General features: G+C 32.2%; 8 protein-coding genes. 5 read left to right on the top strand and 3 right to left on the bottom strand.

Annotation, left to right across the window (positions count from 1 at the left end):
* Positions 1-384 precede the first annotated feature (384 nt).
* The 4 genes from BS1321_RS24970 to BS1321_RS24955 all read left to right on the top strand — a co-directional run bounded on the left by BS1321_RS24970 (position 385) and on the right by BS1321_RS24955 (position 8911).
* On the top strand, positions 385-5877 hold the full coding sequence (locus BS1321_RS24970) for a coiled-coil domain-containing protein (RefSeq protein WP_094246664.1): 5493 nt from the start codon (positions 385-387) through the stop codon (positions 5875-5877).
* Positions 5878-6057: 180 nt separating this feature from the next.
* Entirely contained in the window at positions 6058-6936 is an 879-nt protein-coding gene (locus BS1321_RS24965; protein ID WP_063236274.1) for a glycosyltransferase family 2 protein, read from the top strand.
* Between the two features lie 92 nt (positions 6937-7028).
* Positions 7029-7640 carry a class I SAM-dependent methyltransferase gene (locus BS1321_RS24960; RefSeq protein ID WP_063236273.1) on the top strand — a complete coding sequence of 204 codons (612 nt, stop codon included), beginning with the start codon at positions 7029-7031 and terminating at the stop codon, positions 7638-7640.
* 443 nt (positions 7641-8083) lie between these two features.
* A complete protein-coding gene (locus tag BS1321_RS24955; RefSeq protein ID WP_063236272.1) occupies positions 8084-8911 on the top strand; it encodes a glycosyltransferase family 2 protein in 828 nt (275 codons plus the stop codon).
* Between the two features lie 15 nt (positions 8912-8926).
* Here BS1321_RS24955 and BS1321_RS24950 read toward each other — a convergent pair whose 3' ends face one another.
* From BS1321_RS24950 to BS1321_RS24940, 3 genes are all read right to left on the bottom strand, one after another.
* Positions 8927-10210, bottom strand: a complete 1284-nt coding sequence (locus tag BS1321_RS24950; RefSeq protein ID WP_063236271.1) for a glycosyltransferase family 2 protein — start codon at positions 10208-10210, stop codon at positions 8927-8929.
* Between the two features lie 680 nt (positions 10211-10890).
* Complete coding sequence (locus BS1321_RS24945; RefSeq protein ID WP_063236270.1) at positions 10891-12021, bottom strand: glycosyltransferase; 1131 nt, start codon at positions 12019-12021, stop codon at positions 10891-10893.
* A 148-nt stretch (positions 12022-12169) separates the two neighbouring features.
* Positions 12170-13171, bottom strand: coding sequence for a glycosyltransferase (locus tag BS1321_RS24940; RefSeq protein ID WP_063236269.1), 1002 nt, complete (start codon positions 13169-13171; stop codon positions 12170-12172).
* 336 nt (positions 13172-13507) lie between these two features.
* Here BS1321_RS24940 and BS1321_RS24935 point away from each other — a divergent pair, with 336 nt between their 5' ends.
* A complete protein-coding gene (locus BS1321_RS24935; RefSeq protein ID WP_063236268.1) occupies positions 13508-14107 on the top strand; it encodes a class I SAM-dependent methyltransferase in 600 nt (199 codons plus the stop codon).
* Positions 14108-14147 lie beyond the last annotated feature (40 nt).

Raw genomic sequence — 14147 nt, 5'->3', positions numbered from 1 at the left:
TACGGTACATATAACTATTATGGAATCATTTATAAAGGGATCAGTGTTTGTTTGAAACCCGACACTGAATATTTAAAAATCGAAATTAAAGATTTTCGGTCAAGATGATAATTTTATGAGGAGGAATTTACTTTTGTCTACCATGCGCCTGCATGATTTGGATATCGCTGTGTTCCTTATTACAAAGAAACACCAACACTCTCGCGAACGTACTCCATCTTAAGTTACCACACCCATAAAAATCTTGATAAACATCTCCGCATAGGAACTTCTTGGTCATTTACAGTAGCTGAATCTCAACATCCTGTCTAATTGATTCCTAATTGGTAATGGCGGGAGATTACAGCCTGTTCACATGTGATCAAAAATAAGGAGTGGTTATTTTTGTATACAGATGATGAAAAAGCCAATGAAATACAAAAAAGTAAATTGAATAAAATAACTCCATTACAACTTCAGCAAATGATCATTCACCTTAGATCTGAACTTTCCCTATACAAATCAAAAGTTAAAGAATACGAAGTGGATTATAGTAAAAAGAAAATAAGAAAATTAATAAAACACAATGAAGAAATGATAATAGAACAAAGAACATATCAAGAACTAATCAATCGGAAGGAACATGAAAGGAAGAGTGCAGAAACCAAGGCTCAGAAATTCGAAGAAGAAATAAAGAAATATAAGACCGAACTCCAGTACGTTAAAGAAACCAAAACAAACGACGAAAAGAAAAAAAATGACATAAAAACTCTTGGAGATAAGAATAAAATATTACAAAGGGAAATTGCCTCTCTTCAAAAGAAAGTTCAAGATTATGAGTCTGCTCAAAAACAAAATGTAAAAGATGACGAATTTAAAAAGTTTGGCCATGAAGGTTTTAAAAAAATGGCAGATGGGCTTTCAGAGGTGAAATCACTTCTTGCTCCTGTAAATAAAAAAATAACTAATTTAGATGTACAAAGCATTAATTTAGAGATTGAGAAATTAGTTGAAAAAGTTATGTTTTATTTTCAAGAGCAAAATATTTTCAAAAAAGAAATTCAAGAGTTAAAAGAAACCATTAATTCCCTCAACGAAAAAGAAATGAATTATAAAAACGAAATGAATCATCTTACTAAAACCATTGATCTTTTATACGATCAAGAAAAGCAATATAAAGTGGAGATTAATAATTTAGAAAAAACTCTTTCAGATAAGGAAGAGCATCATAAACAAGATATTAAAAAATTTAAACATGAAATTGAAAATTACATTTCAAAGATCGGCCACCTATCGGAACAGGAAAGTCAATATAAAGCGGAGATTGAGAATTTGGAACAGATGATTACCGATCTAAAGGAAAAAGAAAACTTCCATCATCAAGAAATCGATCAGTTAAATCAAACGATTAGCGCTGTATCTGAACAAGAAAACAAATATAAAGTGGAGATTGAAAGTTTAGAAAAGGCCATGATCGAACTTTCCGAAAAGGAAGAGCAACAGAAACAAGTTATCGAAAACTTTAAACATGAAATTGAAAAATATACTCAAATGATCGACCACCTATCCGAACAGGACAGTCAATATAAAGTGAACATTGAGAATTTGGAACAGATAATTACTGATCTAAAGGAAAAAGAGAACTACCATCTGCAAGAAATCGATCAGTTAAATCAATCGATTAGCGCTGTTTCTGAACAAGAAAATAAATATAAAGTGGAGATTAATAATTTAGAAAAAACTCTTTCAGATAAGGAAGAGCATCATAAACAAGATATTAAAAAATTTAAACATGAAATTGAAAATTACATTTCAGAGATCGGCCACCTATCCGAACAGGAAAGTCAATATAAAGTGGAGATTGAAAGTTTAGAAAAGGCCATGATCGAACTTTCCGAAAAGGAAGAGCAGCAGAAACAAGTTATCGAAAACTTTAAACATGAAATTGAAAATTACATTTCAGAGATCGGCCACCTATCCGAACAGGAAAGTCAATATAAAGTGGAGATTGAGAATTTGGAACAGATAATTACCGATCTAATGGAAAAAGAGAACTACCATCATCAAGAAATCGATCAGTTAAATCAAACGATTAGCGCTGTTTCTGAACAAGAAAACAAATATAAAGTGGAGATTGAAAGTTTAGAAAAGGCCATGATCGAACTTTCCGAAAAGGAAGAGCAGCAGAACCAAGTTATCGAAAACTTTAAACATGAATTTGAAAATTATACTCAAATGATCGGCACCCTATCGGAACAGGAAAGTCAATATAAGGTGGACATTGCAAATTTAGAACAGATGATTATCGATCTAAAGGAAAAAGAGAACTACCATCATCAAGAAATCGATCAGTTAAATCAATCGATTAGCGCTGTTTCTGAACAAGAAAATAAATATAAAGTGGAGATTGTAAGTTTAGAAAAAGCCATGGTCGAACTTTCCGAAAAGGAAGAGCAGCAGAACCAAGTTATCGAAAGCTTTAAACATAAAATTGAAAATTATAATCAAATAATCGGCCACCTATCGGAACAGGAAAGTCAATATAAGGTGGACATTGCAAATTTAGAACAGATGATTATGGATTTAAAGGAAAAAGAAAACTTCCATCTGCAAGAAATCGATCAGTTAAAACAAACGATTAGCGCAGTTTCTGAACAAGAAAATAAATATAAAACCGAGATTGAAAGTTTAGAAAAAGCCATGATTGAACTTTCCGAAAAGGAAAATCATCATAAACAAGTTATCGAAAGCTTTAAACATGAAATTGAAAATTATACTCAAATGATCGACCACCTATCGGAACAGGAAAGTCAATATAAAGTGAACATTGAGAATTTGGAGAAGATGATTACCGATCTAAAGGAAAAAGAGAACTTCCATCTGCAAGAAATCGATCAGTTAAATCAATCGATTAGCGTTGTATCTGAACAAGACAGTAAATATAAAGCCGAGATTGAAAGTTTAGAAAAAGCCATGATTGAACTTTCCGAAAAGGAAAATCATCATAAACAAGTTATCGAAAGCTTTAAACATGAAATTGAAAATTATACTCAAATGATCGGCCACCTATCGGAACAGGAAAGTCAATATAAGGTGGACATTGCAAATTTTGAACAGATGATTATGGATTTAAAGGAAAAAGAGAACTTCCATCTGCAAGAAATCGATCAGTTAAATCAAACGAATAGCGTTGTATTATCTGAACAAGAAAATAAATATAAAGCCGAGATTGAAAGTTTAGAAAAAGTCATGATTGAACTTTCCGAAAAGGAAAATCATCATAAACAAGTTATCGAAAGCTTTAAACATGAAATTGAAAATTATACTCAAATGATCGACCACCTATCGGAACAGGAAAGTCAATATAAGGTGGACATTGCAAATTTTGAACAGATGATTATGGATTTAAAGGAAAAAGAGAACTTCCATCAGCAAGAAATCGATCAGTTAAATCAAACGATTAGCGTTGTATTATCTGAACAAGAAAATAAATATAAAGCCGAGATTGAAAGTTTAGAAAAAGTCATGATTGAACTTTCCGAAAAGGAAAATCATCATATACAAGTTATCGAAAGATTTAAACATGAAATCGAAAATTATACTCAAATGATCGGCACCCTATCGGAACAGGAAAGTCAATATAAGGTGGACATTGCAAATTTAGAACAGATGATTAAGGATTTAAAGGAAAAAGAGAACTTCCATCTGCAAGAAATCGATCAGTTAAATCAAACGAATAGCGTTGTATTATCTGAACAAGAAAATAAATATAAAGCCGAGATTGAAAGCTTAGAAAAAGTCATGATTGAACTTTCCGAAAAGGAAAATCATCATAAACAAGTTATCGAAAGCTTTAAACATGAAATTGAAAATTATAATCAAACGATCGACCACCTATCCGAACTGGAAAGTCAATATAAAGTGAACATTGAGAATTTGGAACAGATGATTACCGATCTAAAGGAAAAAGAGAACTACCATCTGCAAGAAATCGATCAGTTAAATCAAACGAATAGCGTTATATCTGAACAAGAAAATAAATATAAAGCCGAGATTGAAAGCTTAGAAAAAGCCATGATTGAACTTTCCGAAAAGGAAAATCATCATAAACAAGTTATAGAAAGCTTTAAACATGAAATTGAAAATTATAATCAAACGATCGACCATCTATCGGAACTGGAAAGTCAATATAAGGTGGACATTGCAAATTTTGAACAGATGATTATGGATTTAAAGGAAAAAGAGAACTTCCATCAGCAAGAAATCGATCAGTTAAATCAATCGATTAGCGTTGTATCTGAACAAGAAAATAAATATAAAGCCGAGATTGAAAGTTTAGAAATGGCCATGATCGAACTTTCCGAAAAGGAAAGTCATCATAATCAAGTTATCGAGGACTTTAAACATGAAATTGAAAATTATGTTCAGACCATCGACCACCTATCGGAACAGGAAAGTCAATATAAGGTGGACATTGGTAACTTAGAAAAAGCTATTAACCAACTTACCGAAAAAGAAAACCACTACAAGCAAGAAATTGATAATTTACATCAATCCATCGGTCTTGTTTCGGAGCAAGAAAATAAATATAAAGCCGAGATTGAAAATCTAGAGCAAATGATTTTTAATTTTAAGGAAAATGAAGATAACCATCAACAAGAAATCGATCAGTTAAATCACACGATTGCTCTTGTTTCGGAGCAAGAAAATATATATAAAGCCGAGATTGATAACTTAGAGCAAATGATTATTAATTTTAAGGAAAATGAAAATCAACATCAACAAGAAATCGATCAGTTAAATCACACCATTGCTCTTGTTTCAGAGCAAGAAAATAAATATAAAGTGGAGATTGATAATTTAGAACAGACGATTATCAATTTAAAGGAAAATGAAAATCACCGTCAACAAGAAATCGATCAGTTAAATCACACCATTGCTCTTGTTTCGGAGCAAGAAAATAAATATAAAGTGGAGATTGATAATTTAGAACAAACGATTAACAATCTAAAGGAAAATGAAAATCAACATCAACAAGAAATCGATCAGTTAAATCACACGATTGCTCTTGTTTCAGAGCAAGAAAATCACTATAAAGTGGAGATTGATAATTTCGAAAAGGCGATTATCAATTTAAAGGAAAATGAAAATCAACATCAACAGGAAATCGATCAGTTAAAGCAGACGATCGCTCTTGTTTCAGAGCAAGAAAATCACTATAAAGTGAAGATTGATAATTTAGAACAGACGATTAACAATCTAAAGGAAAATGAAAATCAACATCAACAGGAAATTAAGAACTTAACCGAATCCATAACAGATTTTACAGAAAAGGAAATTAATTATATTCAAAAAATAGAAACCATAAATAAAACGGTAAAGGATCAACAAGAAAAAGAAATACATTATAAAGATGAACTAGCAAAATATATTCAAGAACGAGAAAAAAATCATTTGCAACCAACAGGAAAAATGGAAAAACCTTTTAATAATAATGGAATACAACAACAAGTTGGAAATACTCGTGTAAATATGGGAAATTTCAATTCGCCAAATAACGTAAAAAAAGAAGTAATTAAACAACCAAATGCATTTCGATTCTCGAATGAAACAATCCAACAACAAACTACAACCCAAAATTTCAATATGCAAACATCACATTGTCAAACACTCTTTCCCTCAAATAAACCGAGTTACACAAAAATTGATAGAACCCAACAAAATTATAATTCCGGGATAATGTCATCGTATCAGAAAAAAGATTACTCAGATACTAAATTTAAAAACACTCATACAGATTCATTAGATATTTTTTATAAAAAGCACCCTTTATATAATTTACTTTCAGGAGCGCAAAAAACAGCAATAGATCCCTTTAAGAATTTTAGAAAGCATTAATAATAATCTTTATTTATAGTAAATGTACTCTCACTTTAACTCAACAACAAACAGAAACTTAACTTCTTTTTTCAACCGAATATCAAGGATTGTGATAATCCCCCTTGCTAACAGCAATTTCACAGTCCTTGATTATTTCTTAATAATGAAAAATTCGTTACAAAAGGAGAGATAAATCAAGTGAAAACTCATCCTTTAATTTCAATAATTTTCCCAGCCAAAAATGAAGGGGAAAATGTGAAAAACACTCTTGATTCATTATTTTCAGTTGAAACACATTATTCCTTCGAAGTGATTATTATAAACGATGGATCATCAGATAATTGCTGCGATTTTCTTAATACTTATAAACACGCAAACCAGGTTAAACTTTTTCAAACAGAAGGAATTGGAGCTGCTAACGCACGAAATTTAGGAGCAACAAAAGCTTCTGGAGAATTCCTGATTTTTTGCGATGCTCATTTACAATTTGAAGATTTGTGGATTGATCATATTGTAGATCCCTTACTTACAGGAAAATCAGATGCAGTAACTCCAGCAATCGCTTCGTTTGGCAACTCCGATTTCATTGGCTATGGTATGACCTTAAAATCAAACCTTAGAATTAGATGGAATTCTAAACAAAATGGTCTCTTTGAAACTGCCGTATTACCCGGAGGATGTTTTATTATCTCAAAAAAAGTGTTTGAAGATGTTGGCGGATTTGAAACGGGATTTAAAACTTGGGGACATGAAGATGTAGAGCTTTCTATTAAGCTATGGCTGTTTGGATTTCGCTGCCACGTTCTGCCTGATGTAAAAATAATACATTTATTTAGAAAAGCTCACCCCTATGAAGTTAGCTATGATGAAGTTTATTATAATTTATTAAGAATGGCCTTCTCTCATTTTAATACTCATCGCATACAAAAATGTAAAAAACTCATGATCCATATAAAGGCAAACCCTATTGAATCCCAAGTGATTCTTGATGGGGTTAAAAAGCAGCGACGGGCCTACTTTCAAAAACGAAAATATGATGATGATTGGTACTTTGCCAAATTTAATATAGATTTCTAGATTTTACAGACCGCCCTATCTCCCTAAGAGAGTCATGTTGTTTTTATAATTCCTTTCTAAATAAATCAAAATGATGAAAGGTGAGAATGTAAATGAAAGAGATATTTACAAATATTTATAAGAAAAACATGTGGGGAAACTCTGAGTCTGTATCTGGCACGGGTTCATCACTTACTCAAACCAAAACACTCATTCAGGAATTACCAGGCTTAATAAAACAATTACAGATAAAAAAAATGATAGATGCACCATGTGGTGATTTTAATTGGATGAAGGAAATATACAAAAATACTGAATTATATATTGGAATTGATATCGTCGATGAGATAATAAAAAGAAATAAAAAAAAATATCCATTAAACAATGTGCAGTTTTTTCATATGGACATTACAAAAGATCGTATACCTACAGGGGATTTAATCCTCTGTCGCGATTGTCTTGTACATTTTAGCTTTACTGATATTCATTTAGCTTTAAACAATTTTAAAGCAAGCCAGTCGAGATATTTATTAACCACTACATTTACAAACCATACATGTAATCATGAAATAAGGACAGGAAGCTGGCGCCCTCTTAATCTAGAGATCGAGCCCTTCAACTTTCCCAAACCTATCTTGGTTATTAATGAAAATTGCACAGAAGGAAAAATGAAATATACGGATAAATCACTAGCTTTATGGGATTTAAATCTAATCAATTTATAAAATAGAATGAATAAGACAAATAAATGATTTTCCTATGGAGGCTCGCATTTCAGAGCTATGGTTAACTTAAGCTTATTCCTACGTTTATTGGGTATCATGAAGCATCATGATTATGATTAAAAAGAATATAATGTTATTATCAATAAAGTTTTTCTATTCGTCATACAGTTAACAATTCTTCGCTGAATTAGCCGGATCTATATTCCCATAAACATATTGAAGTTAAAAAAATCGGTAGTATAAATGGTAAATTTAACAAGAATAATTGACCATGTCCAAAATTATTGCTCTAATTACTCTTTCCTCATAAATTTCAGACCTTGGTATAGTTCTTTCGACCATTTGGGATCCAACAAATAACGCTGGTTTGTAGTTTTGATCATCTTAATTACATCTAGCCCTTTGTTAACACTATGTAGGGCTGCTAGGTAGGAGGAAAAAAATTGAAGCGTAATAAATATCCACCTGATACATCACCACTAACCTCCATTATCATTCTTACACGAAATGGTCTTGCTTTTACAAAGGAATGCATATCGAGCATATTTCGACACACCAAGGAAAACTTTGAATTGATCTTAGTTGACAATGGGTCTACGGATGGGACCGTTGAATTTCTTAAAACGCTTCCTAACTCCAAGGTAATTGCAAATAAAAAAAATAAAGGATTTTCCGGCGGATGCAATCAGGGCATTACTATTGCAAGAGGAGAAAATATTGTCCTTCTAAACAATGATACTGTTGTTACAAACGAATGGTTATGCCGGCTACTATGCCAACTCAATAAAAATCCTTCCATTGGCATTGTCGGTCCGAGATCAAATAATATCGTCTCACATCAAGCAATTATTCCAGCTCCCTACAAGACAATGGACCAAATGCAAAAATTCGCTAGTGAATGGACACAAATGCATGATCAGCAAGGTTATGAAGTGGACTACTTAAGCGGCCTTTGCATGATCTTTAAAAGAAGTTTGATTGATATGATTGGAGGTCTTGATGAACGCTTTTCCCCAGGGTATTTTGAAGATGCAGATTTCAGTATTAGAGCTCAAATTTCTAATAGGGAACTATGGGTAGCAAATGATGTTTTTATTCATCATTATGGCAGTAGTAGTTTTAGGTTAAATAGAGCATTGCAGAATAAAATAATCCTAGACAGCCAAAAAAAGTTCCTTCTTAAATGGAAGATGAGTGATCTTAAAGAGATTAAAGAAACTGTGGAACGCGAAAAGCCTTTCAATCGGGAACATCATTATATTCCCGTTTGAAGGGCTTTTATATTTTCAAAAAAGAATCTCCCACTCAAAAGGCTCTCCTGTTTTAAATTTAGATAACAAAGAATGGTCCATTTTAACTGGATTCGTAACCGGAAGCTTCAGCTTCATCGCTACCTGTTTTTCAATCGGATGTAAACAATTCTTCAGGCTAATGTAATAGTTTTCATGCTTAAATAGGGTGCCATCTGGCAAAATAGGGGTGCTTTCGGATAATTCCTCAATAGGCAAACCATCTGGTAATTGGGCTAATAAATGTTCATCAGTGGATATTATCTTATCCCACCTAAGATTAAAATCACTGAATGTTTTTTCATTTTTAATGAGGTGCTTATGATTATTTTGTAGATAAAATACAGCTGGATGATTTTGCGCCTTTACGAGTCTTTGATTAGGAAAAAGCAAAAAATTTATAAATACCTGACTGTCGATTGGTGTTCCCTCTTTATATTTGAAAAGAAATGGATCCGGAATCTTCACAACCATACTAGGATCATATTTTAATTTTGTAAACACTTCTTGGAAAATCTTTCTCCGTACTTGATTTTCAATAATATAAGTCTCAGTGGAAGGCCCTCTCACAAGAGTTCCGTTTGGTATGCTCTTTGGCAAATGAGTATACAGCCTCTGGAATGATTTATCATCTTTAATCGCGATATCTAAAATTTCCGGAATAGGATGAAATGGCTTATATTTAGTTAAACGACTCCAAAAAGCTGCATCCCCATTATACCAGTATGCTTGATCATCATTCCAGTAGCTTCCAAATTCTTCGAATATTCTTTCTGCAAGGTTACGAGTATGCATGATTGAACAATGATCAACCCACCCCACAGGGTTCTTTAATACTCCATATGTTTTTCGAACTTTTTCCTGTTCAATTATTCCATATTCGTTTATGGTTTTCACCAATTGCTGTGAATATACGATTTCTATAGAAGAATTTTGATTCAGTTCTTTTACCATCGTTTCGAAGCGTGAAGGTAAAAATGAATTGTCATCCGTTAGATAAGTAAGATACTTTCCTCTTGTCTTAGGAATCGCTTCATTAATTAATGTTGCATACCTTGTTGTTTTGTATCTATCACCATCTTGAATGTTACTGTTAAAATAATGTATTCTTGGCTTATTTATATATTTCCGTATGTTTTGTACTGTTTCTTCATTGGAATTATCGTCCATGATAAAAAGTTCCCAGTTGTTTAATGTCTGTAAAAGTACGCTTTCAATGGCTTTACCAATAGTATGTGGTTTATTGTAACTTGTTAAAATAACCGATACAATCGGAGTCATTCTCTATTCACCTCTTATAGTTTTTAATTTTGAATATAACTTGGTTTATATTCATTGCTTCGAACTGTGGGAAAGATCTGAATGTCATAAAGTTCTCATTTTATTATATGAAAGCGCTCGAGCCATAAGCTTGGGCGTCCGTGCTAGGTCCTTTGCTGCTACAACTATTGATTTCAAAAATAAAGAGATCAATAAACTCGTATGTAATGCATTGATTTTGGTTTGGCCTATGTTAATTAGATGGTAACCACTTTTCTCTTGAGCAAAGAAAGTAATCAGTAACAGTGGGTGAAATTTTCACCAAATATACTTCAAAGGATTATTGAAATTTACGAAACCTAATTAGGAATATTATTAAAGCAGATGTACCATGTATGGCCACATCTGCTCAATTTATTGATCCCATTCAATTTCACTTTGAATATCACCCACCTCAACTAAGCTGTAAACCACTTCTTTATTTCATAAAGTTCAATAATAGTAGAATGATTCAATTTTGAAAAAATTTCGCACTCCTCACACTTACACTACGTATATATTTAGTTCAATATTCGTATTATCAATTCTTATCAATTTTGTGGTTTTAAGTAAAAAAGAGAACTTTAGACCTGACAATAATAGTTATTACGTGTTTTCCGTATTATTAAAGACCCTTTAAGAGTCGTTTACTTTTTTCACTATTATAATCTCTCTTTAATTTGATTTGAAATACTCTGAAATGAGAATTTATTTTTCATGTCTTGTTTTGCCTTTGTAGAAACTTCTTCTCTTTTTATATGGTTTTCAAAAGCTTCACGCATAACTTTCTTTACATTTTGTTTCAAAACTTTCGCCCATTTATGTCCTAAATAAAATTCAGGTCTTGTCTTTTGGAGTTCATTATGAACAGGTTCTAATTCCGGCTCTGGTTGAATAAGAAAAGAATTACTATTATTCATGAATTCTGTAACTCCACCCCAATTTATAGAAATAACTGGTTTTCCCATAGCCATCATTTCCATCTGTGGCATTCCCCAACCGCAAGCCCTCTCAGTAGAAACATAACAACTACAGCTTGAATATAAGGATAAAAGTGTTTCCTGAGGCATTTTTTCAATAATGAAATGGATATGGGGATTATTTTCTTTAACGGGAATATATGAAGATATTACTTTTAAATACTCATTTTCTTGATTCCAACTAGGGACGTAAATCTTTAAAATAAGACTAACATCTTCCTCATTTGAAAATTCTTCACAAAAACTTGGGATAAGCAAATCTAGACCTTTACGAAAATCAAAGGCTATAGTGTATAAAAATCTAAAGGATTTTACTTGTGGTGGAAAAGGATATGGGGGAAATATTTGATCGTATTTTGTATAATCAATTGGATAGTGGATAACTTTTATTTTCGATGGATCAACACCAGATTCTGTAAACGTCCGGTAATTAAATTGAGTAGGTACCCAAATTTCATCCATTGTATTACATAAATTAACCCAATTCATTGGGATACGATCCGTTTCAAAAATGGTTATTCCAATCCTTTTTTTAAAACCAAATTTGTTACCATTAACAAAATTCTCTGGTGTTCCATGAATAAATAGTATTGAAGACTGGCCTAAGTTATTATCTGGCCTCCGGATATATCGGTAATTGGACAGCAATTCCTTATCATCATTTCCAAGTTCTTTTTCAATTGAGCCATTTAAGTTAATTAGTACTGGAAGACCTATATATTTCAATGCTCTTAAATAATTTCTAGAAACATTTCCGTATCCACCGATATCACCTATTGGTCCTACCCAAGTAATTCCTGATGGTTCTATCATTTTATATTTCTCCTTATTTAAGCTTATTTAAATACAACTCGGATCAAATTATATTACATTTATCACACGCATCTAAATTCCCCTACATCTTGGCTAAGTAGTTAATATCACACCTTACAGAATAAACTTTTTATTGATTTCAAAATTATCAAATTTTACTTAAATATTGACTCCACTGATTTTTAATATTATCTTTCCCAAACAAATTTATCGCTTTTATTCTGGCACGATCACTAATTTCTTTAGCAAGTTTGTGGTTATTCAATAGTTCCCCTATATACATTTTTAACTCTGAAATATTATCTGATACATATCCTTCCTTACCATTTTCAATAATATCTTGAATTTCAAAGGTTTGTTGTTTATAAAATTGATGGTTACCCTGTTTTTCTCCAATTGAAACTATTGGAATTCCCGTCATGAACGCTTCAATAAAGCCAAGAGTATAACTCGTTACTTGCGTTCCTGTATAGAAAAAAATACGGTTTTCCTTCATCTCCTGCTTTAGTTGTTCATATGTTATCATCCCAGCACTTTCTGGTAATCCCTCATTTCCTCCACCAAATAATTTTACCGGAAATCCTTTACATGTTTCATGAAAAAAATCGTAATTACAATCAACTGCTCTGTGTTTCATTGACTGATTCAGAGCCATTATTTGATTATTTTTACCATTCCATCCATTATACTCCAATTGATCTTTGTAAAAGCGTATTATTGCGTCTTCACCAAGGTATCCGGGAATCATTTTTTCTCTTGGTGAATAGCGGACAATCTCTAAACCTTGCTCCCGATAAGGCTTCAGTACCTGTTCAACTGAAGATACAGACTGCCCTATTGATCTCCAGATAACCCGTTTATGCTTAATCTTTTCCCAATTATTAACCACAATTGAAGGTGAATGCATAATGATAATAATATCCTTATCTTCAATAATTTTCGGATCAAGATTATCTTTGTTAGGGGAAAGATCAACCAAATCTGCGAAGTTGGAATCATAATTCATCTCAGGGATAGGTGGGCGAAGTGAACTTCCTATATGAGGTCGACTATAAGCGCCATGAGAGAAACATTCGTAACCCAATTCATTAAATATTTTTAACTCATCATACTCTAATACCTCATGAACAGAAATATATAAAATGCGCATATTCTACCCTTCTTTCCTTAACTTTGATACTTTTCGGAATATATTTTTAATGTTTTATATACCTAAAAATTCAAAACATTCAAGTGTTTTCAAATTAATTACTCAAAAGTCCGTATATATCAATCTATTCAATCCTATTTAAAAGTATGTTTTTTCAAATACACTTAGGAACCTTTGTTTTTGTTATTGGATGTTATGTTTGCTTTAGATTCCGCATACACTAATACAAGTTTGCTAACACATATTGAAATAGATGAATTAAAGGGTACCTAAGAAATAAACATCTTATATTAGTTGAAATGACATCACATTCGGTAAATGGACTGGAGGTAGATTATGAGTATTATAGATAGAAGTACTTTTTTTGACATTTTTGGTAGTGGTACATTCGATGGAGAGCCACCTATTTTTATGGGGGCGGATGTTGAACCAATACTTGCATTCTCGAGAACATTTCGTTTGAAAACAGTAATAGAAATCGGTATTCAACGAGGAGAAACAGCGAAAATTATATTAGAAAATAGTCCCTGGATAGAAAAATATATTGGTATTGACCTTACACCTGATTCTCAGACTACACTATCTCTACAACAAGGAGAAGTCCCTCAAATGGCTGGGGAGTTAGTTAAAGATGATCCTCGAGTAGAACTAATTTTAAAACCCAATGGGACGAGAGATTTAACAGCCGACGATTTACCTACTGCAGATTTGATACTAATTGACGGTGATCATTCAAAAGAAGGGGTTTTTTTAGATACCTTTTTAGCTCGGCAATCAATACGTCAAGGTGGAATTATTTGTTGGCACGACTACGGGAATTCACTTGTACCCGATGTGACAGCAGTAATTGATGAACTAAATCTGACAGAAGATAACCTAATTTGTCTTATCCAAAATGGCTTTTTATGTTTTCAGATATGTAGGGATGGACGATAAGCACTACTAAATATTATAATTTTATGTGTTATTCCATCTA

This window comes from Peribacillus simplex NBRC 15720 = DSM 1321, from assembly GCF_002243645.1.
GTDB lineage: Bacteria > Bacillota > Bacilli > Bacillales > DSM-1321 > Peribacillus > Peribacillus simplex.
The sequence above is the reverse complement of the archived record's forward strand: the minus strand, read 5'-3'. Positions and strand labels throughout refer to the sequence as shown.